32 protein-coding genes and 1 pseudogene are annotated in these 26,102 nt (G+C 70.7%); 22 read left to right on the forward strand and 11 right to left on the reverse strand.

Going from position 1 to position 26,102, the window contains the following annotated elements:
• Positions 1–169 precede the first annotated feature (169 nt).
• Complete coding sequence (locus ACGFX9_RS24660) at positions 170–520, forward strand: SsgA family sporulation/cell division regulator (RefSeq protein ID WP_393475844.1); 351 nt, start codon at positions 170–172, stop codon at positions 518–520.
• Between the two features lie 73 nt (positions 521–593).
• Here the strand turns inward: ACGFX9_RS24660 and ACGFX9_RS24665 are convergent, their stop codons facing one another.
• Both ACGFX9_RS24665 and ACGFX9_RS24670 read right to left on the reverse strand, forming a co-directional pair.
• Positions 594–2,843: an MMPL family transporter gene (locus tag ACGFX9_RS24665; protein WP_393475847.1), complete on the reverse strand. Its 2,250-nt coding sequence runs from the start codon at positions 2,841–2,843 to the stop codon at positions 594–596.
• 111 nt (positions 2,844–2,954) lie between these two features.
• Complete coding sequence (locus tag ACGFX9_RS24670; protein ID WP_393475850.1) at positions 2,955–3,545, reverse strand: TetR/AcrR family transcriptional regulator; 591 nt, start codon at positions 3,543–3,545, stop codon at positions 2,955–2,957.
• 158 nt (positions 3,546–3,703) lie between these two features.
• Between ACGFX9_RS24670 and ACGFX9_RS24675 the strand changes: the two genes are divergently transcribed.
• Both ACGFX9_RS24675 and ACGFX9_RS24680 read left to right on the forward strand, forming a co-directional pair.
• Positions 3,704–6,991 carry a S41 family peptidase gene (locus ACGFX9_RS24675; protein WP_393475853.1) on the forward strand — a complete coding sequence of 1,096 codons (3,288 nt, stop codon included), beginning with the start codon at positions 3,704–3,706 and terminating at the stop codon, positions 6,989–6,991.
• A gap of 89 nt (positions 6,992–7,080) precedes the next feature.
• Positions 7,081–7,287, forward strand: a complete 207-nt coding sequence (locus ACGFX9_RS24680) for a hypothetical protein (RefSeq protein ID WP_393475856.1) — start codon at positions 7,081–7,083, stop codon at positions 7,285–7,287.
• Between the two features lie 89 nt (positions 7,288–7,376).
• Here the strand turns inward: ACGFX9_RS24680 and ACGFX9_RS24685 are convergent, their stop codons facing one another.
• From ACGFX9_RS24685 to ACGFX9_RS24695, 3 genes are read right to left on the reverse strand one after another with little or no spacing between them, the layout of a single operon-like run.
• A complete protein-coding gene (locus ACGFX9_RS24685) occupies positions 7,377–8,255 on the reverse strand; it encodes an SDR family oxidoreductase (protein WP_393475859.1) in 879 nt (292 codons plus the stop codon).
• On the reverse strand, positions 8,252–9,223 hold the full coding sequence (locus ACGFX9_RS24690; RefSeq protein WP_393475861.1) for an alpha/beta fold hydrolase: 972 nt from the start codon (positions 9,221–9,223) through the stop codon (positions 8,252–8,254). The genes ACGFX9_RS24685 and ACGFX9_RS24690 overlap by 4 nt, the downstream gene beginning before the upstream one ends.
• The gene (locus tag ACGFX9_RS24695; protein ID WP_393475864.1) at positions 9,220–10,854 is read right to left on the reverse strand and encodes a flavin-containing monooxygenase; all 1,635 of its coding nucleotides are present in this window, start codon (positions 10,852–10,854) and stop codon (positions 9,220–9,222) included. The genes ACGFX9_RS24690 and ACGFX9_RS24695 overlap by 4 nt, the downstream gene beginning before the upstream one ends.
• A 191-nt stretch (positions 10,855–11,045) precedes the next feature.
• Between ACGFX9_RS24695 and ACGFX9_RS24700 the strand changes: the two genes are divergently transcribed.
• Entirely contained in the window at positions 11,046–11,690 is a 645-nt protein-coding gene (locus tag ACGFX9_RS24700; protein ID WP_393476580.1) for a MerR family transcriptional regulator, read from the forward strand.
• A gap of 25 nt (positions 11,691–11,715) precedes the next feature.
• On the opposite strand, the gene ACGFX9_RS24705 is transcribed toward ACGFX9_RS24700, so the two are convergent.
• The 5 genes and pseudogenes from ACGFX9_RS24705 to ACGFX9_RS24725 form a co-directional block, all read right to left on the reverse strand.
• On the reverse strand, positions 11,716–12,615 hold the full coding sequence (locus tag ACGFX9_RS24705; protein WP_393475867.1) for a DUF6528 family protein: 900 nt from the start codon (positions 12,613–12,615) through the stop codon (positions 11,716–11,718).
• A gap of 276 nt (positions 12,616–12,891) precedes the next feature.
• Positions 12,892–13,689, reverse strand: coding sequence for an exodeoxyribonuclease III (locus tag ACGFX9_RS24710; protein ID WP_393475870.1), 798 nt, complete (start codon positions 13,687–13,689; stop codon positions 12,892–12,894).
• Positions 13,690–14,863: 1,174 nt separating this feature from the next.
• Positions 14,864–15,328, reverse strand: a pseudogene (locus ACGFX9_RS24715) (recombinase family protein); the annotation flags it as partial.
• Positions 15,325–15,735, reverse strand: a complete 411-nt coding sequence (locus ACGFX9_RS24720) for a hypothetical protein (RefSeq protein WP_393475873.1) — start codon at positions 15,733–15,735, stop codon at positions 15,325–15,327. The pseudogene ACGFX9_RS24715 and the gene ACGFX9_RS24720, both read right to left, overlap by 4 nt.
• A 26-nt stretch (positions 15,736–15,761) precedes the next feature.
• Complete coding sequence (locus tag ACGFX9_RS24725) at positions 15,762–16,223, reverse strand: helix-turn-helix domain-containing protein (protein WP_393475876.1); 462 nt, start codon at positions 16,221–16,223, stop codon at positions 15,762–15,764.
• Positions 16,224–16,491: 268 nt separating this feature from the next.
• Here ACGFX9_RS24725 and ACGFX9_RS24730 point away from each other — a divergent pair, with 268 nt between their 5' ends.
• The 18 genes from ACGFX9_RS24730 (at position 16,492) to ACGFX9_RS24815 (ending at position 25,790) form a co-directional block, all read left to right on the forward strand.
• Positions 16,492–16,710: a helix-turn-helix domain-containing protein gene (locus ACGFX9_RS24730; protein WP_393475879.1), complete on the forward strand. Its 219-nt coding sequence runs from the start codon at positions 16,492–16,494 to the stop codon at positions 16,708–16,710.
• Positions 16,707–16,898 (forward strand): hypothetical protein, encoded by a 192-nt coding sequence (locus tag ACGFX9_RS24735; RefSeq protein ID WP_393475883.1) that lies wholly within the window; start codon positions 16,707–16,709, stop codon positions 16,896–16,898. The genes ACGFX9_RS24730 and ACGFX9_RS24735 overlap by 4 nt, the downstream gene beginning before the upstream one ends.
• Positions 16,899–16,964: 66 nt before the next feature.
• Positions 16,965–17,342 carry a hypothetical protein gene (locus ACGFX9_RS24740; RefSeq protein WP_393475886.1) on the forward strand — a complete coding sequence of 126 codons (378 nt, stop codon included), beginning with the start codon at positions 16,965–16,967 and terminating at the stop codon, positions 17,340–17,342.
• Positions 17,339–17,719, forward strand: a complete 381-nt coding sequence (locus ACGFX9_RS24745) for a hypothetical protein (protein ID WP_393475889.1) — start codon at positions 17,339–17,341, stop codon at positions 17,717–17,719. Before ACGFX9_RS24740 ends, ACGFX9_RS24745 begins: the two co-directional genes overlap by 4 nt.
• Positions 17,716–18,762 (forward strand): ERF family protein, encoded by a 1,047-nt coding sequence (locus ACGFX9_RS24750; RefSeq protein ID WP_393475892.1) that lies wholly within the window; start codon positions 17,716–17,718, stop codon positions 18,760–18,762. The genes ACGFX9_RS24745 and ACGFX9_RS24750 overlap by 4 nt, the downstream gene beginning before the upstream one ends.
• Positions 18,759–19,514, forward strand: a complete 756-nt coding sequence (locus ACGFX9_RS24755; protein ID WP_393475895.1) for a hypothetical protein — start codon at positions 18,759–18,761, stop codon at positions 19,512–19,514. The genes ACGFX9_RS24750 and ACGFX9_RS24755 overlap by 4 nt, the downstream gene beginning before the upstream one ends.
• The gene (locus ACGFX9_RS24760) at positions 19,511–19,660 is read left to right on the forward strand and encodes a hypothetical protein (protein ID WP_393475898.1); all 150 of its coding nucleotides are present in this window, start codon (positions 19,511–19,513) and stop codon (positions 19,658–19,660) included. The genes ACGFX9_RS24755 and ACGFX9_RS24760 overlap by 4 nt, the downstream gene beginning before the upstream one ends.
• A 69-nt stretch (positions 19,661–19,729) precedes the next feature.
• Positions 19,730–20,629 carry a hypothetical protein gene (locus ACGFX9_RS24765; protein WP_393475901.1) on the forward strand — a complete coding sequence of 300 codons (900 nt, stop codon included), beginning with the start codon at positions 19,730–19,732 and terminating at the stop codon, positions 20,627–20,629.
• Positions 20,626–21,345 (forward strand): cell surface glycoprotein, encoded by a 720-nt coding sequence (locus ACGFX9_RS24770; protein WP_393475904.1) that lies wholly within the window; start codon positions 20,626–20,628, stop codon positions 21,343–21,345. The genes ACGFX9_RS24765 and ACGFX9_RS24770 overlap by 4 nt, the downstream gene beginning before the upstream one ends.
• Positions 21,342–21,902 (forward strand): hypothetical protein, encoded by a 561-nt coding sequence (locus ACGFX9_RS24775; RefSeq protein ID WP_393475907.1) that lies wholly within the window; start codon positions 21,342–21,344, stop codon positions 21,900–21,902. Before ACGFX9_RS24770 ends, ACGFX9_RS24775 begins: the two co-directional genes overlap by 4 nt.
• Positions 21,899–22,057 (forward strand): hypothetical protein, encoded by a 159-nt coding sequence (locus ACGFX9_RS24780; RefSeq protein WP_393475910.1) that lies wholly within the window; start codon positions 21,899–21,901, stop codon positions 22,055–22,057. Before ACGFX9_RS24775 ends, ACGFX9_RS24780 begins: the two co-directional genes overlap by 4 nt.
• A gap of 142 nt (positions 22,058–22,199) precedes the next feature.
• Positions 22,200–22,712: an HNH endonuclease signature motif containing protein gene (locus ACGFX9_RS24785; protein WP_393475913.1), complete on the forward strand. Its 513-nt coding sequence runs from the start codon at positions 22,200–22,202 to the stop codon at positions 22,710–22,712.
• Positions 22,712–23,206, forward strand: coding sequence for a single-stranded DNA-binding protein (locus ACGFX9_RS24790; protein ID WP_393475916.1), 495 nt, complete (start codon positions 22,712–22,714; stop codon positions 23,204–23,206). Before ACGFX9_RS24785 ends, ACGFX9_RS24790 begins: the two co-directional genes overlap by 1 nt.
• Before the next feature lie 87 nt (positions 23,207–23,293).
• Positions 23,294–23,485: a hypothetical protein gene (locus tag ACGFX9_RS24795; RefSeq protein WP_393475919.1), complete on the forward strand. Its 192-nt coding sequence runs from the start codon at positions 23,294–23,296 to the stop codon at positions 23,483–23,485.
• A 26-nt stretch (positions 23,486–23,511) separates the two neighbouring features.
• Entirely contained in the window at positions 23,512–23,889 is a 378-nt protein-coding gene (locus ACGFX9_RS24800) for a hypothetical protein (RefSeq protein WP_393475922.1), read from the forward strand.
• Positions 23,886–24,011, forward strand: a complete 126-nt coding sequence (locus ACGFX9_RS24805) for a hypothetical protein (protein WP_393475925.1) — start codon at positions 23,886–23,888, stop codon at positions 24,009–24,011. The genes ACGFX9_RS24800 and ACGFX9_RS24805 overlap by 4 nt, the downstream gene beginning before the upstream one ends.
• Before the next feature lie 199 nt (positions 24,012–24,210).
• Positions 24,211–25,014, forward strand: coding sequence for a hypothetical protein (locus ACGFX9_RS24810; protein ID WP_393475927.1), 804 nt, complete (start codon positions 24,211–24,213; stop codon positions 25,012–25,014).
• The gene (locus ACGFX9_RS24815) at positions 25,014–25,790 is read left to right on the forward strand and encodes a hypothetical protein (RefSeq protein WP_393475929.1); all 777 of its coding nucleotides are present in this window, start codon (positions 25,014–25,016) and stop codon (positions 25,788–25,790) included. Before ACGFX9_RS24810 ends, ACGFX9_RS24815 begins: the two co-directional genes overlap by 1 nt.
• Positions 25,791–25,835: 45 nt before the next feature.
• On the opposite strand, the gene ACGFX9_RS24820 is transcribed toward ACGFX9_RS24815, so the two are convergent.
• Complete coding sequence (locus tag ACGFX9_RS24820; protein ID WP_393475932.1) at positions 25,836–25,961, reverse strand: hypothetical protein; 126 nt, start codon at positions 25,959–25,961, stop codon at positions 25,836–25,838.
• Between the last annotated feature and the right edge of the window lie 141 nt (positions 25,962–26,102).

Genomic DNA, 26,102 nt, shown 5'->3' on the forward strand with positions numbered 1-26,102 from the left:
GTTCAATGATAGTGCCTTGTTGCGAACGGTTTGCAAGAGCGTGGCCTACCCAGAAATGTGCGCCCCCGCACGGCCTCCATCGGCTCACACGAGGGCCCCTGATCCCGGAAAATATGGGACATTGGTAGGCATTACGAGATAAAGCGCAGCGGATGTGAGAGGTACAACGATGTCCTCCGTCGAGCAGTACGCACAGGCCCATCTCGTCACGGATTCGGCGGAGGGACACCGCACGATTCCGGTGGCCCTGCGGTACGACCCGGAAGCCGACCCCCGCACCGTCACGGTCGCCCTGCCCGGCGCGATACCGAACGAGTGGTCCTTCGCGAGGGACCTCCTCGAGCAGGGCCTGCGCGCCCCCGCCACCAGCGGTGACATACGCGTCTGGCCGTGCGGCCGGGTCCAGATCGTCATGGAGTTCCACACGCGGGACGGGGTGACGGTCGTCCAGTTCGACTCATCGGCGCTGATCCGCTTCCTGCGCCGGACCTACGCGGCCGCCACCCCGGTCACCCACTGAAACCCAGGAGGCCCGGGGTCCCGTTACCGCCAGGACTCCCGGGCCTCCCAGGCCTTGCGACGCTCAGGTGCACTCAGGTGCGCGCGAACTCCCGGTCGCCGTCCTGGTCCCGCGAGGCCGCCTTCTCGGCGTCCCGCAGCCCCTCCCCCTCGACATCCACGTTCGGCAGCGCGCGATCCAGCCACGTCGGCAGCCACCAGGCCTTCTTGCCAAGCAGCGCGAGCACCGCGGGAACAAGGGCCATGCGCACGATGAACGCGTCGAAGAAGACCGCGATCGCCAGGCCGAAGCCGATCATCTTGACCATCTGCTCGCTGGACCCGATGAATCCCGCGAAGACCGCCATCATGATCACCGCGGCTGCCGAGACCACGCGGGCCCCGTGCCGGAAGCCGGTCACGATCGCCTGGCCTGGCCGCTCCCCGTGGACGTACGCCTCTCGCATGCGCGTCACGAGGAACACCTCGTAGTCCATCGCGAGGCCGAAGACGACGCCCACCATGAAGATCGGCATCATCGACATGATCGGGCCCGTCTGCTCCACGCCGAAGAGCGAGCCGAGCCAGCCCCACTGGAAGACCGCGACGACCGCGCCCAGGGCCGCGAGGACCGAGAGCAGGAAGCCGAGTGCCGCCTTGAGCGGGACCAGGATCGAGCGGAAGACGACGATCAGGAGGAGGAAGGCGAGGCCGACGACGAGTGCCAGGTAGGGCACCAGGGCGTCGTTCAGCTTCTCGGATACGTCGATGTTCATGGCCGTCGCGCCGGTGACCATGACGCTCGCGCCCGTGTCGGACTTGATCTCGCCACCCGCGTCGCGGATCGAGTGCACGAGGTTCTCGGTCTCGATGCCGCTGGGCTTCGATGACGGGACGACGCTGATGATCGCCGTGTCGCCCGCCTTGTTGATCATCGGCGGGGCGACCGTGAGGACGTCGTCGAGCTTGGAGATCGTCGTCCTGATCTCACCGGCCGCGGCCTTCGGGTCGTCGGAGTCCTTGAGATCGGCGACCGTCATCAGCGGGCCGTTGAAGCCGGGGCCGAACCCGTCGGAGACCAGGTCGTACGCCTTGCGCTGGGTCGTGGACGTCGGCTGCGAGCCGTCGTCCGGCAGACCCAGTTCGAGGGAGGAGACAGGCAGCGCCGCGGCGCCGAGGCCGATGACACCGATCAGCAGGACGGTGAGCGGACGGCGGACGACGAAGCGGGCCCAGCGGGTGCCGAGGTTGTCCTTCGGCTTCGCCTGCTCGGCACCGGCCTCCGCGCCGGCCGCCTTCTTCTTCCCGCCCCCGAGCAGCTTGCTCTTCTCGCCCATCGGCTTGACCTTCTTGCCCGCGTAACCGAGCAGCGCCGGTATCAGCGTGAGCGCGATGAGTACGGCGATGACCACCGTGCCCGCCGCCGCGAAGCCCATCTTGGTGAGCATCGGGATGTTCACCACGGCGAGGCCGACCAGCGCGATGACCACGGTGAGCCCGGCGAAGACCACGGCCGACCCTGCGGTCCCCACGGCACGGCCCGCCGCGTCCTCGCGGTCCCGTCCGTCGGCGAGTTCGCCGCGGTAGCGGGAGACGATGAAGAGCGCGTAGTCGATGCCGACCGCGAGGCCGATCATCATGGCGAGCGTGGAGGTCGTGGTCCCCAGGTCGAGCGCGCTGGCGAGCGCGGTGATCGAGGAGACACCGATGCCCACGCCGATCAGCGCGGTGAGCAGCGGAAGTCCCGCCGCGATCAGCGAGCCGAAGGTGATGATGAGGACGACGGCCGCGATGGCGATACCGATGACCTCGGTGGCCCCGGTCTCGGGCATGGCCTGCAGCGCGTCGCCGCCGACCTCGACCGTGAGGCCGGACTCCCGCGCGTCGTCGGTCGTCTTCTCCAGGGCGTCACGGCTCTCCTCGGTCAGCTCCATCGAGCTGACCTTGTAGGAGACCGAGGAGTACGCCGTGGAGCCGTCCTTGCTGACCGTCTTGGCCTGGAAGGGATCGGCGGCCGAAGCGACCTCGTCCGAACCGGACTTGAGGGCCGAGACGGTCTTTTGGATCTCCGCCTTGGCGGCCGGGTCCGTGACCTTCTCGCCGTCCGGCGCCTTGAAGACGACCCGGGCGCTCGCACCGTCGGCGCTGGCCTCGGGCACGCGCTCTTCGAGCAGGTCGAAGGCCTTCTGGGCCTCCGTCCCCGGAATGGAGAAGGAGCTGGAGGCGGCGGTGGGCGCGGAGGCGGCGCCCACTCCGGCGAGCGTGAGGAGGGCCACCCATATCAGGGCGACGAAGTGCCGTCGCCTGAAGGCGAGTCGGCCGAGTTTGTAGAGGAAAGTGGCCACGAGGGCGTACTCCCGGTCAGGTCGTGGTGTCTACAGGGCAGGGGGGATCAGCCCGACGACGTGAGCGGTTCGCGTCAGGTGGAAGGGGAGGTCTTTGGTGGGGAGTTCGGGTCAGACGCCGAGAGCGGGGAGGATCACGGCGTCGATGTAGGAACGAAGGAACTCACGGTCGACCGTGCGGTCCTCGATCAGGTCACGGGCGACGAAGCCGCCGATCATCATGTGGACGACGAAGCCGAGCGCGGGGTTGTCCGCGTCCACTTCGCCGCGCTCCACAGCCCTGCGCAGCAGTGCGTTCAAGCCGGTGATCTCCGGCTCGATGAGCAACTGCCGCAGCGCGTGGTGGAGTTCGGGGTTGCTGTGGATGGCGTGGAACAGACCCCGCATCAGCGCGGCGTCCCGCTCCATCTGGCAGTCGTCCGAGCGCTCCACCGACTCGTACAGGTCACCGCGCAGGGACCCCGTGTCGATATCCTCGATGGACACCGGCTTGTTGTGCCGCAGCGCCCTGGCGATCAGCTCCGGCTTGCTCCCCCACTGGCGGTAGAGGGTGGCCTTGCTGGACCTCGTGCGGGCCGCGATGGCGTCCATCGTGAGCGCTTCGTAGCCGACCTCGCGGAGCAGATCGAGCACGGCCGCGTACAGATCGGCCTGGCGCTCGGGTGTGATCCGGCTGCGCCGCGCCGTTGCCGCCTCAGCCATGATCCCTCCACCCCTCGTCGGCGTCACTCGTCGTACGACTGTTGCGTACGTCATGACTGTACCCGGCGACTTAACGAAACGAAACCGTTTCGTACGTGTGCTGGGTCACTCGCTTCGTACGAGTTGCCGGGCCCCCCGCACCGGAAAAGCATGGTGAAGTGACCGACGCGCGCGATGAAGCCCCTGCTGACCACGCTGACCACGCCTACCTGCGATTTCCGCACCTCAGCGGCGACCGCCTCTGTTTCGCGGCCGAGGACGATCTCTGGGTGGCCCCGCTGAGCCCGGACGGCGCCCCCGCGGGCCGGGCCTGGCGGGTGACCGTCGACCGGACCAAGGTGAGCCACCCGCGCTTCTCGCCGGACGGCCGGTACATCGCGTACACGACATGGCGCAGCCTCGACCCGGAGATCCATCTGGCCCCGGTCGACGGCGGCCCCTCCCGGCGCCTGACCTACTGGGGCAGCACGGACACCCGGGTCTGCGGCTGGTCCCCCGACGGCGACATCCTCGCCGTCTCCTCGCACGGCCAGCCCTTCTCCTACTTCTGCTGGGCCTACAGCGTGCCCACGGACGGCTCGCCCGGCGGCAAACTGCCCTGGGGTCCTGTGTACGACATCGCGGTGACGGGCGTCGACGGTGACCGCAAGACGCTGCTGCTCACCGGAAAGCCGCCGCACGAACCCGCCGCCTGGAAGCGCTACCGGGGCGGGGCGATGGGCCGCCTGTGGATGCACGGCGAGCAGATCCTGCCCGACCTCGACGGGCATCTGGACGCCCCGATGTTCGTGGCCGGCCGCATCGCCTTCCTCTCCGACCACGAAGGCGTCGGCAATCTCTACTCCTGCCTGCCCAACGGCTCCGACCTGCGGCGGCACACCGATCACGACGCGTTCTACGCCCGGCACGCGTCCAGCGACGGCACCCGCGTCGTCTACCAGTGCGCGGGCGACATCTGGCTGGTGGACGACCTGTCCGCCGACTCCGTGCCGCGCAGGCTCGACGTACGGCTCGGCGGGCCGCGCGCCGGGCGGCGGATCTACCAGGTGCCGGCATCGCAGCACCTCGACTCGATCTCCGTGGACACGACGGGCCGGGCCAGCGCCGTCGTCGTACGCGGCAGCCTGTACTGGCTCACCCACCGCGACGGACCCGCCCGCACCATCACGGACACCCCGGGTGTGCGCGTGCGGCTCCCGGAGATGCTCGGCAAGGGCGGGCAGGTCGCGTACATCACCGACGCCGAGGGCGAGGACGCCGTCGAGATCGCCTATCTGCCGCGCGCCAGCGGCGAGCGCGCACCGCGGCGCCTCGCGCAGGGAAAGCTGGGGCGGGTACTCGAACTGCTCTCCGACCCGGGCGGCGAGCGGCTCGCGATCTCCTCGAACGACGGGCGCCTCCTCCTGCTCGACGCCACCGAGGAGTCCGACGGCGAGGTGACGGAGCTGATCCGCTCCGTCAACGGCCCGGTGCAGGACCTGGCGTTCTCGCCGGACGGAGCGTGGCTGACCTGGTCCCACCCCGGCATCGGGCGGTCCCTGCGCCACATCAAGATGGCCCGGATCGAGGGGCCGGGCTCCCGCATCATCGTGGACGTCACCAACGGCCGCTTCGAGGACGAGAACCCGGTCTTCACCAGCGACGGCCGCTACCTCGCCTTCCTCTCCTGGCGTGGCTTCGACCCCGTCTACGACGTGCACACCGGCGACCTCTCCTTCCCGCTCGGCTGCCGCCCCTACCTGGTCCCCCTCTCCTCGGCGACCCCGTCCCCCTTCGCCCTCCTGCCCGACGGCCGCCCCGCCGCGGGCGGGCTCGACCCGGCCGACGGCCTCTCGCCGGCCGGCTCCGTCACCGTGGAGGTGGAGGGCCTGGAGAGCAGAGTCACGCCGTTCCCGGTCTCGGCTTCGAAGTACTCGGCCCTGCGCCCCGTCAGCGGCGGCGGCCTCGTCTGGCTGCGCTGGCCGATCTCGGGCGCGCTCGGCGAGACGTTCGCCAACCCGGCGGACACCTCGGGCCGCCCCACCCTGGAGTACTTCAACATCAGCAAGGGCAAGAAGGCAGCCCTGGTCGACCACCTCGACTGGTTCGCGCTCAGCGGCGACGGCACGCGGCTCGTGGTGGTCGACGACGGCGAGCTGAGCGCGGTCCCCTCCACGGAGACCGGCGACATCGACACGACCGTCTGGATCGACCTGCGCCGCATCCTGCACGAGGCCGACCCGGCGGCCGAGTGGCGCCAGTCCTACGACGAGGCGGGCCGCCTCATCCGCGCCTACTTCTGGGACCCGGACATGTGCGGCATCGACTGGTCCGCGGTCCTCGACCAGTACCGGCCGCTGGTGGAGCGGGTCGCGTCCCCCGACGAGTTCGCGGACCTGCTCCGCGAGGTCCTCGGCGAGCTCGGCACCTCTCACGCGTACGTCACCGCCGCTCGCCGCAACGAGGGGCCGCCGCACTATCAGCGGGCCATGGGCCTCCTTGGCGCCAACCTCGTGTGCAGGGACGGCCATTGGACGGTCAAGCGGATCCTGCCCGGCGACTCGTCCGACTCCAAGGCGCGCTCTCCCCTTGCGGGCGCGGGCATCCGCGAGGGCGCGATCCTCACCCACATCGACGGCCGCCCGGTGGACGTGGTGACGGGCCCCTACCCCCTGCTCGCGGCGGCGGGCGGCACGACGGTGGAGCTGACGTTCCAGCCCGCGGAGGGCGAGGGCGGGCCGCGGCGGGTGGCGATCGTCCCGCTCGTCAACGAGCGGCCGTTGCGCTACCAGGACTGGGTGGCCAAACGCCGTGAGGTCGTACGGGAGTTGAGCGACGGCAAGTGCGGCTACCTGCACATCCCCGACATGGGAGGCTCGGGATGGGCGCAGTTCAACCGCGACCTGCGGCTCGAGGTCTCGCGTCCGGCGCTGCTGGTGGACGTACGCGGCAACGCGGGCGGCCACATCAGCGAGTTGGTGGTGGAGAAGCTGACGCGGAAGATCCTGGGGTGGGACCTGACGCGGAACGCCGAGCCGGTGTCGTACGCGTCGAACGCGCCCCGGGGCCCTGTGGTGGCGCTTGCCGACGAGGCGACCTCGTCGGACGGCGACATGATCACGGCGGTCTTCAAACTCCTGGGCCTTGGGCCCGTGGTGGGCCAGCGCACGTGGGGCGGCGTGGTGGGGATGACCGGGCGGCACGTGCTCGGTGACGGGACAGTCATCACGGTGCCGATGAACGCGGGCTGGTTCGACGAGTACGGCTGGTCCGTGGAGAACCACGGCGTGACGCCGGACCTCGAAATCCTGCGTACGCCCCTTGACTGGGCGGAGGGGCGGCACGCCCAACTCGACGACGCGGTAAGGGTGGCGCTCGACCTCCTGGAGCGCACGCCCGCGGCGACACCTCCCCTCCACGAGGACGTGCCGGACCGGCGGCGGCCGAAGCTTCCGCCGCGCTCGTGAGGCCTCCCCATGATCGAAATGCGCGGAATGTCCGACCGTGTAAATCTGGTCGAGGCCCTTCCAACCTCACCCTCTAGGAGTGAACCCGCATGGGTATCAAGGACCAGTTCCAGGACAAGGCCGAGAACCTTTCCAACCAGGCCAAGAAGGCCCGGGGCAACGCCAAGGACGAGGCGAGCGAGCGTTCTTCGCAGAGCCGTGACGAGGCGAGCGAGCGACGCTCGCAGTCCCAGGACGAGACCCAGCGCATGACGCAGGACGAGCGGGACAGGTTCGACCAGGACTATGACGCCTGACGTGACACCGCGCTCGACTTGAGCAGAGGAGAGGCCCGCCCGGGACGCCGGGCGGGCCTCACTCGCGCACGTGGGAACTCAGGTAAGAACTACCGCCCGGTACGGGCCTGTTCGTCGGCGGAGCCCCCCGCCCCCACAAGCCCCGTGGACACCGTCCCGAGCCGCGGCTCGAAGCGCCGCATCTCGCGCTGGCCGACCGAGCCGATGATCCCCGGCAGGTAGCCCCGGATGCCCTGCATCCCCCGCAGCCACCACTGCGCGTAGACGTGGCTCGACCGGCGCTCGATCCCGGCGACGATTCGGTCCACCGCCGGGCCCAGCGGGTACGTCTTGTTCGACGGCCACGGCAGCCGCTGGCGGAGCTCCCGCATGACGTCGTCCTGGTCCGCGCCCCGCACCATGTCCGTGTCCGTCCAGGACAGGTAACCGACGCCCACCTTCACGCCCTTGTAGCCGACCTCGGCCCGCAGACAGTGCGCGTACGCCTCGACGCCCGACTTCGAGGCGCAGTACGCCGTCATCATCGGCGCCGGCGTGATCGCCGCCAGCGAGGCGATCTGCAGCAGATACCCCCGGCTCTCCATGAGCACGGGCAGGAACGCCCGGCCCGTCACCGCGCTGCCGATGAGGTTGACCTCGATCACCCGCCGCCACGCCTCGGGGTCGGACTCGACGAACGGCCCCCCGTTGGCGACGCCCGCGTTGGCGACGACGATGTCGACCTTCCCGAAGCGCTCCTTGACCTCCCTCGCGACCCGGGCCATCGCGACATGATCCGTGACGTCCGCGTGCCAGGCCTCCGCCTCGGTGTGCAGCCGCCCCGCGACCTGCTTCAACTCGTCCGGCTCCAGGCCGACGAGCGCGATCTTGGCGCCCCGCGCCGACAGCTTGCGCGCGAGCAGCTCCCCCACGCCCCGCGCCGCCCCGGTGACGACCGCGACCTGACCCTCAAGGCTGACCTTGCTCATGCGCTGCTCCCCTCGAGCCCCTCAGACGCTTCAAGCCCCTGAACCTGCTGCCCGTCCGCCCGTACGTACTTCTTCACGAGGTTCCTGATCCCCTCGGTGACCGTCTCCGGTGCCTCGACCGGCGTCATGTGGCCGACCCCGGGCAGCTCGGTCAGACCGAGCGAGTCCGGCAGCATCCCCGCCAGGCGCCGCGCGTGCGCGATGGGCGTCATCCGGTCGGACGTGCCCGCGACGACCGCGGTCGGCACGTTCAACTCCAGTACGCCCGCGTCGAGCGCGACCTCGTCCAGGACGTGCGACCAGCGGTAGCGCACCACCCGCGGGCATCCGTGCACGATCCGCGCGCACACCTCGACCCGCTCCGGCGGCGCACCCGCGCCCATCGTGGCGTACTTGAGGACCCGGCGGGCCATCGGCGTCACAGGACCGAGGGGCGCCTTCGCCCCGAGCACCGACCGTGTAATCCGCGTCCGCAGCCGCCCGGCCCGCATCGGCACCACGGTCGACTCGGCGACGAGCCGGTCGCTGCCCGTGCTGCACAGCAGGGCGGCGGCCGCGTGCTCCCGGAACCCCGGACGCGTACTCGCGGCCATGATCGTCATGCCGCCCATGGAGTGCCCGGCCAGCACGGCCCGCTCCCCCGGCGCGAGAGTCGCCGCGAGCACCGCCTCCAGGTCGTCGGCGAGGGCGGTGGTGCTGTAGCCCTCGACGCCGGCGGGCGCGGCGCTGCGGCCGTGCCCCCGCTGGTCGTACACGATCACCCGGTGGTCGAGGGACAGGTCACGTATCTGCGCCGCCCAGAAGGCGGTCGAGCAGGTCCAGCCGTGCGCGAGCACCACCGCGGGCGCGCCCTCGGGCCCGTGCAGCTCGACGTGGAGGGTCGCGCCGTCCGCCGACTCGACGGTCATCTCCCGCGCCGCGAGAGGCGGCGCGAACGGCCCGCTCGTCACATGCGTCAGCCTGCTCATGCCTGTGCCTCGGCCTTCTTCGTCGTACGCGGCTTGCTCTTCTTCGCGGCCGTACGGGATTCCGGCGCCGCGTCCGGCTTCGGTGGCCGCACCACCTCGTACTCGGCGAGATCCACCCGCCGCGTGGCACTCCGGAACTCGCTCGTCGTGCCCGGCCAGATCGTCGTGTTCACGCCGTTCTCGTCGAGGTACCAGCTGTTGCAGCCGCCGGTGTTCCACACGGTGCGCTTCATGCGCTCCTGCACCTTGTCGTTCCAGGCGTGCACGGCGTTCGTCCGCACGGCGAGCGCGGCGCGGTCGCCGCGCTCAGGGGGAGCAAGCAGGGTCAACTGCCGCATGTAGTCGGCGAGGTAGTTCAGCTGGGACTCGATCATCAGGATCATCGAGGAGTTGCCGAGGCCGGTGTTGGGGCCGATGACCGTCATGAAGTTGGGGAAGCCCGCGGCGGTCGCGCCGCGCAGCGACTTCATCCCGTCCTTCCAGGACTCCATCAGCGTCCCACCGTCGGCGCCCACCACGCGGTCGGCGATCGGCATGTCCGTCACATGGAATCCCGTACCGAAGATGATCGCGTCGACCTCGGTCTCGGTGCCGTCGGCGGCGACCACGGTGTTGCCCCGCACCTCGCTGAGCCCGCTGGCGACGACGTCGACATTGGGCTGGGCGAGCGCCGGGTAGTACGTGTTGGAGAGCAGGATCCGCTTGCAGCCGATGCGGTACGAGGGCGTCAGCTTGGCCCGCAGTTCCGGGTCCTTGATGGCGCGGGCGATGTTCCGCTTGGCGAGCTGCTCGACCGCGCCGAGCTCGTTGGGCCGCTTGGTGAACGCCTGGACCTGCAACTCCCGGATGCCCCACAGGATTCCGCGCCTGGCCTGCGTCGTGAACGGCAGCTGGCGGTGCAGCCAGCGCTCGGCCTTGCTGATGGCGCGGTCCATGCGCGGCATCACCCAGGGCGGGGTGCGCTGGAAGAGCGTCAGCTTGCCGACCTCGCGCTGGATGGCGGGCACGATCTGGATGGCGGAGGCGCCGGTGCCGATCATCGCGACGCGCTTGCCGCGCAGGTCGTAGTCGTGGTCCCAGCGCGCGGAGTGGAAGACCTTGCCCTCGAAGGTGTCGAGGCCGGGGATGTCCGGGAGCTTGGGGTCGGAGAGCGGCCCGGTGGCGGAGACGACGACATCGGCGGTGAGGGCGCCCTCGCTGGTCTCGATCTCCCACCGCAGCTGGTCCGCGTCCCAGCTCATCAGCTTCACCTCGGTGTTGAGGCGGATGTGCGGCCGGAGTCGGAAGGTGTCGGCGACCCGCTCCAGGTACTCATGGATCTTCTCCTGGCCCGAGAAGGTGCGCGGCCAGTCCGGGTTGGGCGCGAAGGAGAACGAGTACAGGTGTGAGGGCACGTCGCACGCGCAGCCCGGGTAGCTGTTGTCCCGCCAGGTGCCGCCGACCGCGCCCGCCCGCTCCAGGACGACGAAGTCGGTGATGCCTTCCCGGCGCAGCCGGACGGCGGCACCGAGCCCGCCGAAGCCGGAACCGATCACTGCCACCCGTACGTGTTCGCGCGTCTGTCCGTGCGTCTGTTCGCGACTTTCCTCGCGACCCTGCTCGCGCTCCTGCCGGCGCTCGTCCTCGGCCATGCCGCCGCCTCCCGAACTGCTCCACGACTCTGCCAGTGACTACTGGCGCAATTGGGAGAGTAGAACAGCTGCGTACTGATGGGTAGGGGTCGGGCGCTTCGAGTTACCGCCGGTAGAACACTGTCGGTAGAACACCCGCACGATCCGGCACCGCATAGGCTGCTTCCGTGGCAGAGACACGCGAGTACCGCATGGAGGAGCTGGCCAAGGCGGCCGGCATCACGGTGCGCACCGTGCGCTTCTACCGTGAGCGCGGCCTGATCCCGCCGCCCCGCCGCGAGGGCCGAATCGCCTGGTACGACGACCATCACCTGGCCAGGCTGCGCACCATCGCCGCGCTCCTGGACCGCGGCCACACGCTGAGCGGCATCGCGGAACTCGCCGAGGCCTTCGAGAACGGCCGCGACGTGGGCGAACTCCTGGGCATCGGCGAACCCACCGAGGAGACCCCGGTCCGCCTCACCCCCGAGGAACTCGCCGACCGCTTCGCGGGCGAGGTCACCCCGGAGAACCTCGCCGCCGCCCTGGACCTCGGCTACCTCGGCACCGACGGCGAAGAGATCGTCCACGTCAGCCGCCGCCTCCTGGACGTCTCATCGGCCCTGGTCCGCGAGGGCATCCCGCTGGCCGCGGTCCTTGAGGCGGGCCAGCGGGTACGCGAACACGCCGACGCTTTGGCCGAGTTGTTCGTCACGATCATCCGCGCGCATACGCCCGCCGAGGCGGGCGACGTGAACATCGCGCGCCTGCGCCCGCTGGCCAAGAGCGTGGTGGAGGCGGAACTGTCGATGGCGCTTGACCGCCGCATGGCTTCGGAGAAGCCGGAAGAAGACTGAGTCTCAGCCCGCCCGGGGCGCCCAGCTACCGCGGCAGGAACCAACGCGCCTTGTAAATACCGCCGTTGACCAGCTCATACTCGCCCCGCGGCCGGTGCACGCTGACCTTCGTCGTCCACCAGGTCTCCTCGAGCCCGCTCTCCGGGACGGTGCTCACGACCTGCCCCGTGCGCGGATCGTCACCGACGGCCTTGACCGACTTACGGGCGATCGCCTCGGCCCCGGCGAAGTCCTGCACGAAGACCTCGCCACCGATGTCGTACTGGAAGACGGACGCGTTCGTCGTCACCCACAGCCGCCCAGGACGCCCGGCCACGGGGAAGAGATCGTGGCCTCCGGGAGTCTTGCCCGGCGTACCCACAGGCAGGCCGACCGAGAACCGGCGCTTCAGCGTGGGCCGGGCGCGCGTGCCGCCCACGGCATACGTGACCAGCTCGTCGTCGCCGATGGCCCACAGCACCTCGCGCGCACCGTCCCAGTGCAGCCCGTGCGCGCCCTTGAGCTCGGCGTCGGCGAACCGCGATGCGCGCGGCCCCCGCGACGCCGCGTACAGCCTGACCTGCGCACCCGTGCTGCACGCCACCGCGACGTTGCCGTCCGGCAGGATCTCCGCGCTGTGCGGATTGAAGTGGTCGTCGCCGGGGCCGATCGCCGCACCCCAGTAGCGCTTGCCCGAGGGGTAGTCGACGACGGCGGCGAACCCGAAGGACGCGGTGGTCAGGACGTACGTACGCCCCTTGTGCCGCCGCACCTTCGACTCGCTCGGATACACCCAGCTGTCACCGGGCCGCAGATCCTTGTACCGCCGGTCCCCCAGCGGCGAGAACTGCCACCGCACCACGGAGGGCCGGGACTCCGGGTCCCAGTGTCTGCGCCGCGGATCGAGCACGAGGATCCGCTGGGACGCCTGCTCGGTGAGGAGCACGGGCGGAGTTTTCGCGGGCACTTCGCTTGGGGCGCCGCCGGGCGAGGCGCCGACAGCGGGCGAGGCGGCGGCAGCGGCTGGTGAGGCTGCAGCTGCCGGCGACGCGGCGGCGATCGGCAGCCCCGCCCCGATCCCGGCCCCGAGAGTCCCCAGAGCCCCCAGCAGCACACCCCGACGAGACGGCACAGGCTTCCCGGACATGAAGTCTCCCCACACGGCGGACAATTGACCCATTGTCAGGTAAGCACCCGCAACAAGCCATGCCGCCACGCGGTCTCACATGTCGTAGACCACCGTGACGGGTGCATGGTCCGACCACCGCTCGCCATGACTGGCGGCCCGCTCCACAAAACCCTTGACCGCGCGCTCCGCGAGCCCCGGCGTCGCCACGTGGTAGTCGATCCGCCAGCCGGTGTCGTTGTCGAAGGCGCGCCCCCGGTAGGACCACCAGGAGTAGGGCCCCTCCACATCGGGATGCAACGCCCGCACCACATCGACGTAGCCATCGGCCTCGAAGACCTCACTCAGCCAGGCACGCTCCTCGGGCAGGAAGCCCGAGTTCTTCTTGTTGCCCTTCCAGTTCTTCAGGTCGGCCTCATGGTGCGCGATGTTCCAGTCACCGCACACCAGGACATGACGCCCCTCGGCGGCGGCCCGCACCTTGAGGTCGCGCAGATACGCGAGGAACTCCCCCATGAAGCGGATCTTCTCGTCCTGCCGCTCCGTACCGACCTCACCGGAGGGCAGATACAGACTGGCGACCGTGACCCCGGGCAGATCGGCCTCGATGTACCGCCCACTGCCGTCGAACTCCTGCGACCCGAACCCGATCTGCACCCGCTCCGGCTCACGGCGCGTATAGAGGGAGACGCCCGCGCGCCCCTTGGCGGCGGCCGGCGCATGTGTGACATGCCACCCCTCGGGCTCCCGCACCTCGACCGGCAGCTGCTGCGCCTCGGCCCGCACCTCTTGCAGGCAGAGCACGTCGGCCTCGGTCTCGGCGAGCCACTCCACGAAGCCCTTCTTGGCGGCGGCGCGCAGGCCGTTCACATTCACGCTGGTCACTGTGTACAAAACCCTCGCCTAACCCCTTCGTGCCTTTCGTGGCCTCTTCACCCTTGGGCCAGGGGTCAGGCTCCCACACCGGGTGCACCTGCACTGTGACGCCCTTGGCGCCACGGATGAACACGACACGGCGTGCGAGCTGCTTGAGCAGTCCGTTTTTCTCCCTCACGTCAAGCGTCGGCCACTCCTCGACGGTGCCGATGATGAGTACCTGGTAATCGGCGCGATGAGGTGTGCTCTCGACTGCTGCGACTCGTTCAAGCGCGGATTTCGTGGCGGCCTGCTGCTTGCGGATACGGTCGCGAGCCTGCTCGTACTCGCCGGGCTCGAATTCGTCGGGGTCCATGGCGCGCTGTGTTCGGAGGTTCACCAGCGCGGTTCCGTACCGGTCCAGCTCCTCTTGTAGGCGGGCTCGGTCGCGGGCTGCGTTGATGCGGGGGTCTTGCTTGGGTGGTGGCCCTGGTGTGGACGGTGCGGCATCGATGCCGGGGGCGGCCTCTTTGGTGAGCCACTTGAGCACCTCGGCTTCTGCATCTTCGCGCTTGATCCAAACGCCCTCGCATCCGTGGGTGGCGGTGACGCCCCGCCGGCCACACGAGTAGGAATAGCCGGGGATGTTGCAGTCTTCTCCGTCGACCTTGCGCACGGCCGAATTGGCGGGCGTGGTGCCTCTGCATCCGCCGCAACGTGGGAGGCCTGTGAGTGGGTAGGTCGCGCGCCGGGCACGTGGCGCGGTGTCGCGTACCACCTGGCGTCGCTCGCGGTATAGCTGCCACAGCTCGTCGTCGATCAGGTTCTCTTGCGCTCCGGGGACGAACAGAGCGTCTTGGCAGTTGCCGCGGGTTTCCTGTGGGCAGTGGCATTCCGGGTTGTGGACTCGGAGAAGGGCGGCGCTGAATCCGGAGTCCATGTACCGGATGAGGCTCTGTTCCGACCACAGGCCGCCGCGGACTGTGCGGTGTCCGGCCGCGTTGAGTTCGGCGACCAGGCCATAGAAGGGGTCCCCGCCGGTGTACTGCCGGTATCTGTCGGCCATGACTGGGCCGGTGATCTCGTCGGCTGTGTAGCGCTCGTCTTGGACGGTCCAGCCGCCACGGCCGTCAGGGATGCGGCGAGGGTGCCAGACATAGCCGAACCGCGGGCGCCCTGTGGCTGGTAACTGGAGTTTGTAGCGGCGGTGATCGTGGGTTTCCTTCCACTGTTCACCGCGTACGTCTGATTCGTAGGCAGCGAACTCGAAGAGGATTCCTCTCTGGAGCCTTCCGGTGGCGGTCCGGGCGTCTGCCGCTTCCGTGGCGGATTCGAGCTGGCCGTTCGCGTCTTCGAGACGCTTGAGATTGAGGGCGACACCGTCGCGGCTACGGCCGAACCGTGAGTACTTCCAGACGGCTATGCCGCGGGCCTCGCCCTGTTCGACGCGCTTGATGGCGCCCATGATCTTGCGTTTGAAGTTGCGGCCGGTCATGTCGAGGTCTTCTACCCACTCGCTGATTTCGGCATCGTTGCGACGTGCCCAGTCGAGGATGGCTGTTCGCTGGAGTTCGGGAGAGATCTTCTCCTCTTTCCAGGTAGAGACCCGTATGTACCCGACCCAAAGGTTGCGCGGACTATGCAAACTCTGGGTCGGAAGGCTGAGTTGCGCTATCACTGTGCCTTCCGTTTCCTCGTGTCCTCTTCGTCGTCGTGCGACCGGATCGGCCGCACGTTGTCGGGGAGGTCGCCGCGAGGGATGGTGACGATTCCTTGCGCCTCTTCCTCCTCGACGCCCTCGCCTCCGTCCGGCGGCGCCGCCGGTGAGCCGAGAAGTCCCAGGGATACGTGTTGCAGCGCGAGCCGGTATCCGGCGCTGTGCGTTTCAGTGAGCTGGTAGTCGCTCACGCGGGTGGCGCGGTGCGTAAGGCAGTAACAAAGGGCAGGAATAGCAGCGACCAGGGCGATCATGCCGAGGCGGAACACGTCGGGCTGATCGTGGAGGACTCCGAGCGTCGCGGTAACGGTGCCGAGAGCAGATAAGGCAACCGACGGGACGTAAAGGGCGCGTGCGAGTCGGGGCATGTGCGGGTGTCCTCCGTGCTGATCGTTCAGTCGGCGAGTTGTTGCTCGCCTTCGTTGGGCGTGGTGCGGCTGAGGGTGCGCGTCATGTTGACGAACACCTTGCGTTCCGCGGGGTCTGTGATGCCGAGTTCGTCGGCGGCTTGCTCGGGCGTGATCTGGTGCTCGGTCACGGGCCGCTGTACTGAAGCGAGTTCGTCGGGGGTCAGGACGCCGGCGCGTACGAGGACCTCGGGGTAGGGCACGCGGATGGCCTCGGCGAGGGTCCGCAGGAGTCGGGTATCGGTTGGCATCTCGCCCCTGAGTAGGCGGGTGACCGTGGATGGACTGAGCCCCGAGTCGTCAGCGAATGCTGTGCGTCCTCCGCTGCGAGGGCCGGACAGGTTGTAGTCCAGTGCTTCGAGGCGTCCCGTCAGCCATGTGCCGAAGTCGGCGGGATTGGGTGACGCATGAGCGGGCGCGGAGGTTGTACGGCGCTTGCTGTTTTTCATGGTTGAAATGTAGCGCGTGTGTCTCTGAATGGACACGCCACGTTTTGGACACGGCACTTTGCCTCATGACGCCCCCCTCAGCGTACGACTTAGTGGCGAACCGTCCCCTTCTGGTTCGTACACATGAGCGAATATGCCAGTTCGATCACCCCGCGTCAACGCGCCTTCATGATCAGTGACTTGACCTCTAAGTTTCGAACTTGAAAGAAAGCTGCTACTTTCTGTCTCGGCAGGTAACTACCGAGACAGAAAGGAACGGTGCCTTCCGTTGTACGACCGCGCCCTCTTGCACACCGCCGCCCACATGCGGGGCATCAGGAACCCGTCCCAGCTCGCCCGCGAGACCGGTCTCTCCGTGCCCACCGCGTGGCGCATTTGGAACGGCGTAGGCGCCCCCCGCGGCGACCACGCCGACCGCGTCGCCGACACCGTCGGTATCTCCGCCTCGCACCTCTACACCCGTGCCGACGCCGGGGCCGCCGCATGAGCGCCGCCGTCATCCCCCGCGAGCAGGCCCTCGCCAACGCGCGCCGGGTTCTGGACGCCGCTCGTCACCGCCGCGACCGCGACCGCGCCGCGGGCCGCCTGGCCCCCGAGGTCGAACTCGTACTCCGCCGCCTCGAACGCGAACAGCGCCGCGCCGCCGAGCAGGTCCCCCGCCGCACCGCCGCCTGAACAGACGAAGGGCCGCCCGGTTGCCCCCGGACGGCCCTCCCGACCGAACCCCGAGAGGTACCGATCGTGAACACCCCGGAGATTACCCGCCGCCTCCGTGCCGCAGAGGCCATGCAGGGCGCCCGCCAGGCCCGCGCCGACCTCGCCCACCCCGTTGCCCTGCTCGCCCGGCAGTTGGACGCCATCGCGCCCGGTACCGCCCGCGTGCGGACCGTCCCCGTATCGCGGCACCTCGACGGCGACCAGCGCCTCGCAACGGCCGTCACCCTCGACGACGCCCTCGGCCTCCCCCTCCACGCCGACCGCGCCGCGCATCGCGCCGCCCGCAACTTGCTGCGCCGGGCATTCCCCGCCGCCGACTGGAGACGCCCGCACATCTACGACGCCATCACGGGCGCCCTCACCGTCGACGAGCCGACCATGCCCGAGGAGCTGCACCAGTGATCCGCCCCCAGCTCAGCGCCGACGGCCGCGCCATCCGCTTCCCCCTCGCCGAGCACGTCGACCCGCTGCTCGACGAACTCGCCCTCGCCTACGCCCAGGACCCCGAGATCGTCGGCCGCCTGCTCGCCGCGCACGCCGCGAGCGTCCTCGCCCTCGACTTTGCGCTGTGCAGCGAGGACGCCACCGACTACGGCCGCGCCATGCGCGCCGCCCAGGCCGACGCCACCCGCGAGGCCCTGGTCGACGACTGCCCGGCCGCCGTCGCCCTCGACCCCCTGCTCGACCCCGACGACGCGATCACCCTCGCCGGACGCATCACCCGGGCCGCCGCCCACATCCGCCACCGCACCGCACAGAACAGGAACGCACGCCCGTGACCGTGACCACGCTTCCCACCGCCCGCCCCGAGCAGCGGACCACCACGCCCACGCTCGCCGCCGTTCCCGCCGCCGACGTCGTGTACGTCCCGGCCCCCGAGGGTGCCCCGGCTGACTCGCCCCGCGTGTTCGCCGCCATCAACGCAGTGATGTGCGACGCGATGCCCGTCGGGAAGAACCAGCGCAACGAGCAGCAGAACTACAACTTCCGCGGCATCGACGACGTCATGTCGGCCATGGCTGGTCCGATGCGGGCGCACGGCGTCTTCATCCTGCCGACGATCGCCAGCCACACGCAGTCGCGTGACGGGAAGATGACCCGGACGCTGATCACGATGCGGTACCGCGTCTACGGGCCCGCGGGTGACTGCCTGGTCGCGGACGTCCCGGGCGAGGCGTTCGACTACGCGGACAAGTCGATGAACAAGGCCCAGTCCGCCGCCCTGAAGTACTTCCTTTTCGCTCTGTTCATGCTGCCTGTGGACAGCCGCAGCATCGACGACGGTGATCGCCACCACCCGGAGCCCACCCCCGAGCAGCGCGCCGAGCAACAGCAGCGCCAGCAGCGGCAGCAGGGGCGCCAGCAGCGCGGGCAGCAGCGCCAGCAGCCGCGCCGCGGTAACCGCGCCGAGCCCGGACCGTGGGAGCAGTCGGCCGCACAGGGCCAGGAACAGACGGGCCCGCGGAGCGATTACCTCGCGCATGCCGAGCGTGCCACGACCCGCGATCAGTTCGCCAAGATCCGAGCCGCCGCCGTCGCCGACCGCGCGCCCGCCGACTACCTCGCCAAGCTCGACGCCGTCGCCGCTCGCAAGACCGCCGAGCAGGGGCAGCAGCAGACTCCGCCGCCGAACTCGCCCAAGAGCCCGGAGGCAGCCGCCGCGGACGCCGAGAACGTGCTCAGGCTCGCCGCCTCGCGCGCCAACCTGCCCACCCTCGACGCCGATTTCGAGCGCGCCTACGGACTGCCGATCGAGCAGGCCGCCGCCGCCCAGCTCGACCAGTTCCGCGCCATGATCGAGAACGCCGGGGGCGTGAAGTGACCACGACTGAGCAGCCGCTGACCGAGGTCGATCAGCACCACCTCGACACGATCACCGAGCGCATAGGGCTCGCCCGGATGGAGGCCGAGGAACGCGCCGCCCGTAGCGAGGACCCGCTCGACCCTGCGGACCAGGCGCCCGCCGTCGCGGGCCCCGCCGTGCCGGAACCGACCGCCGTACGCGATGCCGTCACACGACAGGCCGTCCTCGGCGCCCTGCTCGACCACGTCAAAGACGCCTACACGGGCGCCAAGAGCGAAGCCGACGACCTGCTCGAACGGCAGTACAAGGCCAGCGGCACCACGAAGATCGACGCCACCTTGCCCGACGGAACCAAGGTCGGTTCTGTCTCCCGACAGGGTGGCGAGCGCGAGGCGACGGTCACCGACGCCGACGCGTTCCGCGGGTGGGTGCGCGACCACTTCCCCACCGAGCACGTCGTCGAGTTCATCCCCGCACAGGTCGTCACCAGCGTGCGCCCCGGATTCTCCGGGCGGGTCCTGTCCGAGGCGACCGCGGCCGGTGCCGCCCGGTACCTCGACGAAGCGTCCGGAGTGGTACACGACGTGCCCGGAGTCGAGATACGCCCCTCGCGGGCCGCCTCGCACCGCCTCACCTACACCCGAGGCAGCAAGGCGCAACCGGCCGCGGGCCGCGAGTTGGTCACCGCCGCGTGGCGCACGGGCACCCTCGCCGACCATCTGCCCGCGCTCGCGCCCAGTCCGCCGGCCGCCGCCGAGGGCGAGCAGTGAGCGCACCGCGGGACGAGGACAAGCCACCGCCGTCGTGCGAGCACGGCCGCACCCGGTGCCACGCCCAGCCCGCCCGGCTCTACCCGTGCGGCTGGCGATGCGACGAGCACCAGCCCGCCCGCGCCTACCACCGCACGACCCCGTGATCGGCCCCGGGGCGAGGAGTCCACGCACCCTCGCCCCGGGCGCCCCCAGCATGACAGGAGCAACACCCCGTGACCCTCGACGCCATGGATTGGGTGTGGACCCGCGCGAAGGCGCGCGGGAACGCCCGCCTGGTCCTGCTCGCCGTCGCCGACGCCACGACCGGCCCCGAGGCCACCGCGCGTATGGGCACGGCCGAGTTCATGCGCCGTCTGGCCGCCTCCCGCTCGACCGCGCGGGCCGCCGTCGACGCCGCCCTCGCCAGTGGCGAACTGACCGAGGACGAGCCCGCCAAGGGCAGCCGCGCGACCCTCTACAAGCTCCCCGGAGCCGCCAGTTACGTGCGCACCGCCCGCTCTACCGGGCCGAAATCCGGCCCCAAAGCCCAGAAGGCACCCGGGCCGGAATCCGGCCCCCTATCCGCTACCGGGCCGAATCTCGGCCCCCTTACCGGGCCGAAGTCCGGTCCCCCCGCTGAGACTCCGGAATCCCCTTACCGGGCCGAATCTCGGCCCCTTTGGGGACCGGATTCCGGCCCCCATCACTCACCCATAGAAGGAATGAGTGAAGGAGTGAGGGAGCGCGGGCGCGACGTCGCAGTGATCCCGGAGTTCGCCCGACCCCTGGTCGACCAGATCACCGCCGCCGGGGTCTTGGTCGCCTGGAACCTCGCCTCTGCCGAGTGGTTCATCGTCGACGCCCTGATGAAGCGGTCGGGCCTGGACATGCTCGCCACCGCCGCCGTGCAGGCCGCCGCCCGCAACCGGCGAGGCGTGTCGCATGCCCGGTACTTCCTGCGGACGTGGCAGTCCCTGCCGCCCGCCCCGGCGCCCGGCACCGTCCCCGCCGCCGCCCCGGCCGCGCCCGCCTCGAACGTGATCCCCCTCGACCGCGCCCAGCCCCGCGGACGCGTCGCCCAGTCCGCCGACCACCTCGCCGCCGCCCTCGCCGCCATGGAGGCCCAGCAGTGACCCCCCGTGAAGTCGCCGCCCTGCTCGCCTACGTCGTCAAGCTCGACCCCCGCCTCGCCCTCGACGACCAGGCCGCCGCCGCCGACCGCCTCGCCCAGTGGTGCGACCTGCTGTCCGACGTCCCCGCCACCATCCCCGGATGGGACGCCGCCCGCGTCGCCCGCGACCACATCGCCCGCAGCCCCTACCGCATTCAGCCCTCGGACGTGTCCCGCCCGTGGCACGCCCACAAGGCCGACACGATGCGCCGCCACGTCGGCACGTTCGAGCCCACCGCACATCCCGAGATCAGCCCCGACGACGAGACCGGCGATGCCTTTGTCGCCGCCCTGCGTGCCGAGCGCTCCGCCGTCGCTTCCGGGCAGCAGGCGCCTGTGACGCACCGCGTCATCACCGCGGGACCGGCGGCCGTGCAAGTTCAGCGCCGCCTCGCCGAGTTGGGCACCTACCTGCCGCCCACCGTCGCCCAGACCCTCGCCGCCCACCGGCCGCACCGTGCCCAGCGCGAGCGTCTGGCCGCCGCTGGTCTGCCCGACGCCCTCGACGTCGCGTGCACGTACTGCCAGGCGCCCGCGGGCAAACCGTGCCGCGCCCGCCGCATCAACCCCACGACCAACGCCGTCGGCCACCGCGCCAAGAAGGCGCCGCACCCATGCCGCGTCGAGGACGCACACGCCCACCACGCCCACCGTCAGGAGCAGGAGACCGCAGCATGAGCCCCACCCCCAAGCGAGCGCGCACCCACCGCCGCAAGGCCGCGACCGGCGACCGGACGAAGAACGTCAAGGCGTGGCGCATCGAGGCCAGTTGGGACCACCGCCCCGACGCCCCGGTCATCGTCCGCACGTCGGACCGCAAGCACGCCCAGAAGGCTTTCCGCGGCCTGGTCGACAAGGGCGCCTACGTGATCTACCAGGAGCACGCGGGGTGGGACCGGTGGGACACGGTGCGCGAGGTCGACGGGGCCGCCCTGCTCGCCGAGCGCAAGGCCGAGCAGCAGCTCGCCGCCGCCGGGCACCCGCCGACCCCGCCCTACTACCGGCCCGAGGTGGACGACCGTCACCGTTCGTGGCTGGCCTGGTGGGCCGCCGCCGAGCAGGCCCGCGAACAGGCCCGCCTCGACGCCGTGTGCCAGGCCGCCGAGGGAGCAGCCCGGCGGCGCCGCCTCGCCGCAGAGGCCACCCGCGACGCACGCGCCCTGATGAGTGCGCCCGCGATCGTCCGGCCCGAGAACCGGCAGCGCGCCCGGCACATCACCGGGGCGCAGCGATGACCCCGGCCGCTCTTGCCGTTGTCCGGGCCGCCGTCGAGGACGCGCAGCGCGAGCACGACCAGGCCGAGGCCGCCGCCGCCCGCATCGTGGCCGAGCTACGCGACCAGGGGTGGACCATCACCCGGCTCGACCAGGCCCACCGCAAGGCCGCATAGACCGCAGAACAGGGGGGCGCATCCCCCGCGACGTGGCGCCCCCCTACCTGCTAGCTTTCTATCTCGGTAGAAATACTTTCCACCTCGGCAGCACACCCCCACATCCCGCAGACCGCCGCACATCCCCCGGAGGTACGTCCCGATGGCTCGCACCACCCCGGCCGAGCGCTTCGCCGCCAAGACGACCCCGGGACCCGTGCCCGCCAACCTCGACACCCCGTGCCTCTTGTGGCCCGAGGGCAGCCTCGACCGCGACGGATACGGCCGCTTCTGGGTCGAGGGCCGCGTCGTCCCCGCCCACCGCTGGTCGTACGAGCAGAGCCGCGGGCCCATACCCGCCGGCCTCGAACTCGACCACCTGTGCACCGTCCGCCGATGCGTCGCCGACGACCACCTCGACGCCGTCGACCACCGCACCAACGTCCTGCGGTCGAGCGGCCCCTCAGCGATCAACGCCCGCCGCACCCGGTGCACGAACGACCACGACCTCACCGACCCGGACAACGTCCGCGTGAGCTACCCCCCATCGCACCCCAACGGCATGCGCAAGTGCCGCGCGTGCAACCGCGACCGCGCCCGCCGCATCCGCGAGCCCCAACTCGCCCCCGTCGCCACCCTTCCCACCCGCACCACCCCCGAGAGGACCGCCGCCTAATGGCTGGAGAAACCCCGATCACCGTCGTCGGCAACGTCGTTGCTGACCCCGAGTTGCGATTCACCCCCGGCGGCGCCGCCGTGGCGAACTTCCGTATCGCCTCCACGCCCCGCACGCTCGACCGCGTCACGAACGAGTGGAAAGACGCCGACACCCTCTTTCTGTCCGTCAGCGTGTGGCGCCAACAGGCCGAGAACGTCGCCGAGTCCATCAAGCGCGGCGACCGCGTGATCGTCGTGGGCCGACTCGGACAGCGCCAGTACGAGAAGGACGGCGAACGTAAGTCCTCGTACGAAGTACAGGCCGACGACGTCGGGCCCGCGCTCAAGAACGCAACCGCCCAAGTCGCCAAGAACAGCGCCCAGAACGGCCAGCAGCCACGCGCCCAGGGATACGGCCAACAGGCCCCCCAACAGGGCTACGGAGCCCCCCAGGGCGACCCGTGGGCGACACAGCAGCCCCGCCAGGGATACGGCGACGAGCCCCCGTTCTAGACCACTCGCCGCGACCGGACGCGGGCCCGCCCACGCGCGGGCCCGCACGCGATACCGCCCACCACTGACACCCGGAGCCACCCCGCCATGACGCCTCACCCGCCCGCCGCCCCGGTCGTCGACGACGCCCCCGCACTGCACCTCCCTGCGCTCCGCGTCGAGTGCCCCGCATGCGGAGCGCAGCCCAACGTCCTGTGCACCTCGCACAGCGGCACCCGCCAGCGCCGCCACGACGTGCACCGCGCCCGCACCACCGCACACGCCCAGGCACAGCAGTGACCACCGCACGACAGGAGCGCCCCACCATGACCGCCGCCGCCCGCGTCTTCCACCGCGACGAACTCACGGCCGAGGACATACGCGACGCACTCGCGTTCAACAGCGCCGACCGCGACCCCGGCCTCGCCACGCTCCGCGACATCCTGCTCGACGCCGCCGAACCGACCCCCGAGCAGGCCCTCGCCGCCGCCCGCATCCTGCTCATTGCCCACGCCCATCACCTCGCCGCCCTGGTCGAGCGCGAGCACACCAACACGCAGAGCCGATGGGGACTCAACCGCGGAACCCGTGGCCTGCTCACCGGATTCAGCAACGCCCGCCGCGCCATCCGCGCGTACGCCGACCGCCTCGCCGACGAGCAGGCCCTCGCCGAGGGCGCAGCAAACGAGCAGGTCGAGCCGTGACCCCGGCCACCGCCACCGCCGCGAACCTCGCCGTTGCCGTCGTCCTGCTCGCCACCGCCGTACGGCTGATCGCATGGGGACTGTCCGGCGAGCCCGGCCGCGTCCACCAGGGCGACCAGTGACCCCCGCCCGGACGTGTCGGGCGTGCCGCCGCCCACTCCGCGCACCCTCGCCCGACGGATACGGGCCCAAGTGCCGACGCAAGCACCAGCCGCCCGACGTCCGGGCCCACGGGGGCGACCTGTACGCCCTCGCCCGGCAGCCGCGCCCCGCCCCGCCCGAACACCCCACCCTCGACGACGCCCAGGAGCAGCAACCCGCATGAGCACCCGCCCTCAGCAGCGCGCCCCCAAGGGCCACTACCGCGACCGCACCGACCGGCGGGCCGTCGTCGACGTCCTGCTCTCCCGCGCCCGACGAGGGGTTCTGTGCCCGGCCGAGGCCGCCCTACTCAGCGAGCACGTACGCGAGGAGCAGCGACTCGCCGACGAGAGCCGCCGCGCCATGGCAGGCACGACGCAGACCCTCGAACGCCACCGCGAGGCCGCCGACGCCGCGATCGTCGAGGCAGAGCAGCGCGCCGAGGCCGCCGAGAAGCAGCTCGCCCCCGTCGAGGCCGCCGTCGCCGAGGTACGCCGCCTCTACCGCGTGGCGGGCATAGACCTTGACCAGGTGCGCGCCGTCCTCGCCCGCGTCCGCAACGCCGAAACGCTCGGCCACGTCCTCGCCGCCGTCGCCGAACACGACGGCCTCTCACCCACCCTCGCCCACATACACGCCCGCATCCTCGACCGCGCCGACTCGACCGACGCCCGCCTCGCCGAGCAGCACCGCGGGCACGACATCGCCCTCGCCACCGAGCGCCGCCGCACCGAGGGATGGAAGGAGCACGCCCGCGAAGCCGAACGCCAGGCTGGCCGGTACCGGATCGCATGGGTGGCCGCCCGCCGCGACCGCTACGCCGACCGTGTCGCCATGGCCGCCGAGTTGCCCCTCGCCCAAGCCGTCGACCGCGTGCGCGCCCTCGCCGCCCGCATGCGCGCCGGATCACCGCAGGGAACCGCCGCCATCTACGCCGACCGCATCGAGCAGGCCCTCGCCGACGAGCACCAGGAGCAGCGCTGATGACCACCGCCCCCAGTCAGCGCGCCGCCGACGATCTGCTCGCCGTACGCGAGCAGTGGGGCGACCTGCTCGCCGCCATCGCCCACCCGCCGGCCGCCGAGTGGCCACCGCGCGAGGCCCGCGGATTCCTCGAACAGCTCGCCACCGACGACCAGGCCGACGACGACGAGCAGCCCGGCGAGCCCGTCCTCGGCCGCCTCCCGCTCACCATCCGAGAACACCCCGCCCCGCTGAACCTCGACGCCCTCGACGCCGCCCTCGACGTCGAGCGGGACCTATTCGACCTCGCCGACCAGGTCGCCGAGCAGGTACAGCGGCCGATCCGGCGTGCCTCCGCCGACCGTGACGACCCGGCCCGGTGGCACTACCAGGCCGCCACCTCGCCCGGATCGCGCACGTACGGACTCCACTGGGCAGCCGTGTGGATCGAGGGACGCGCCCTCGGCGAGACCGTCGGCGAGGGCCTGTTCGAGCCGATGCCCGCCCGCCTGCTCGACCGCGTCGCCGCGGTTGCTCGGCGTACCCGTCGTACGGTCGAGTGCGCCCTCGGACGCGACGGGCGCACTACCGAGCTTGAACAGCCGTGCCCATGGTGCGCCGGGCAGCTTCAGGGCCACACTCAGGCTGGCGGCGAGCCGGTTGTCATATGCCGCACTGGGGCGACCTGTTCAGCCCCTGCCCCTCTCGACGAGCGGGACCGCCGAGCGTGGCGGGGCGCCGACCTGGTCGGTCTGTGGTCAGCACTGCTCGCAGAACGCGAGGGGGCAAGCCCGTAGGCCGACGTGGCGGCGAAGTCGTTGCGTGGCTTCGCCGCCAGTGGCTCAAAGGTCGCGGCCGAACAGTTCCACGATCACAGCCCACAGGGCACGGATACCCAGGCCAGCCGCAATGCGCGTAGCAAGTTCGCGCGCCACCTTTGCCCTCATGGACGACGGCTTGTCGGCCATATCTCCTCCTCCTTTTCAGGAGCACGCACGTCTTGTCGTGCGGGCCACTCCCCGTGGAGGCCTGAGGAGACTTCTCCAAGGTAGCTGCTTTCAGGCGGAGTTCGAGGGCGAACAGTTCTTGTGTACTCAGTTGTGAACTCT

It is taken from the genome of Streptomyces sp. NPDC048436 (assembly GCF_043200355.1).
Lineage (GTDB): Bacteria > Actinomycetota > Actinomycetes > Streptomycetales > Streptomycetaceae > Streptomyces.

What these genes read in the sequence shown, in the direction of transcription:
- ACGFX9_RS24680 (WP_393475856.1), top strand. Translation starts at nt 7,081, where the DNA reads ATGGGTATCAAGGACCAGTTCCAGGACAAGGCCGAGAACCTTTCCAAC.
- ACGFX9_RS24820 (WP_393475932.1), bottom strand. Translation starts at nt 25,961, where the DNA reads ATGGCCGACAAGCCGTCGTCCATGAGGGCAAAGGTGGCGCGCGAACTT.
- ACGFX9_RS24685 (WP_393475859.1), bottom strand. Translation starts at nt 8,255, where the DNA reads ATGAGCAAGGTCAGCCTTGAGGGTCAGGTCGCGGTCGTCACCGGGGCG.
- ACGFX9_RS24780 (WP_393475910.1), top strand. Translation starts at nt 21,899, where the DNA reads ATGACCCCGGCCGCTCTTGCCGTTGTCCGGGCCGCCGTCGAGGACGCG.
- ACGFX9_RS24695 (WP_393475864.1), bottom strand. Translation starts at nt 10,854, where the DNA reads ATGGCCGAGGACGAGCGCCGGCAGGAGCGCGAGCAGGGTCGCGAGGAA.
- ACGFX9_RS24670 (WP_393475850.1), bottom strand. Translation starts at nt 3,545, where the DNA reads ATGGCTGAGGCGGCAACGGCGCGGCGCAGCCGGATCACACCCGAGCGC.
- ACGFX9_RS24700 (WP_393476580.1), top strand. Translation starts at nt 11,046, where the DNA reads ATGGAGGAGCTGGCCAAGGCGGCCGGCATCACGGTGCGCACCGTGCGC.
- ACGFX9_RS24735 (WP_393475883.1), top strand. Translation starts at nt 16,707, where the DNA reads ATGAGCGCCGCCGTCATCCCCCGCGAGCAGGCCCTCGCCAACGCGCGC.
- ACGFX9_RS24795 (WP_393475919.1), top strand. Translation starts at nt 23,294, where the DNA reads ATGACGCCTCACCCGCCCGCCGCCCCGGTCGTCGACGACGCCCCCGCA.
- ACGFX9_RS24690 (WP_393475861.1), bottom strand. Translation starts at nt 9,223, where the DNA reads ATGAGCAGGCTGACGCATGTGACGAGCGGGCCGTTCGCGCCGCCTCTC.
- ACGFX9_RS24785 (WP_393475913.1), top strand. Translation starts at nt 22,200, where the DNA reads ATGGCTCGCACCACCCCGGCCGAGCGCTTCGCCGCCAAGACGACCCCG.
- ACGFX9_RS24660 (WP_393475844.1), top strand. Translation starts at nt 170, where the DNA reads ATGTCCTCCGTCGAGCAGTACGCACAGGCCCATCTCGTCACGGATTCG.
- ACGFX9_RS24775 (WP_393475907.1), top strand. Translation starts at nt 21,342, where the DNA reads ATGAGCCCCACCCCCAAGCGAGCGCGCACCCACCGCCGCAAGGCCGCG.
- ACGFX9_RS24790 (WP_393475916.1), top strand. Translation starts at nt 22,712, where the DNA reads ATGGCTGGAGAAACCCCGATCACCGTCGTCGGCAACGTCGTTGCTGAC.
- ACGFX9_RS24725 (WP_393475876.1), bottom strand. Translation starts at nt 16,223, where the DNA reads ATGAAAAACAGCAAGCGCCGTACAACCTCCGCGCCCGCTCATGCGTCA.
- ACGFX9_RS24815 (WP_393475929.1), top strand. Translation starts at nt 25,014, where the DNA reads ATGACCACCGCCCCCAGTCAGCGCGCCGCCGACGATCTGCTCGCCGTA.
- ACGFX9_RS24810 (WP_393475927.1), top strand. Translation starts at nt 24,211, where the DNA reads ATGAGCACCCGCCCTCAGCAGCGCGCCCCCAAGGGCCACTACCGCGAC.
- ACGFX9_RS24720 (WP_393475873.1), bottom strand. Translation starts at nt 15,735, where the DNA reads ATGCCCCGACTCGCACGCGCCCTTTACGTCCCGTCGGTTGCCTTATCT.
- ACGFX9_RS24800 (WP_393475922.1), top strand. Translation starts at nt 23,512, where the DNA reads ATGACCGCCGCCGCCCGCGTCTTCCACCGCGACGAACTCACGGCCGAG.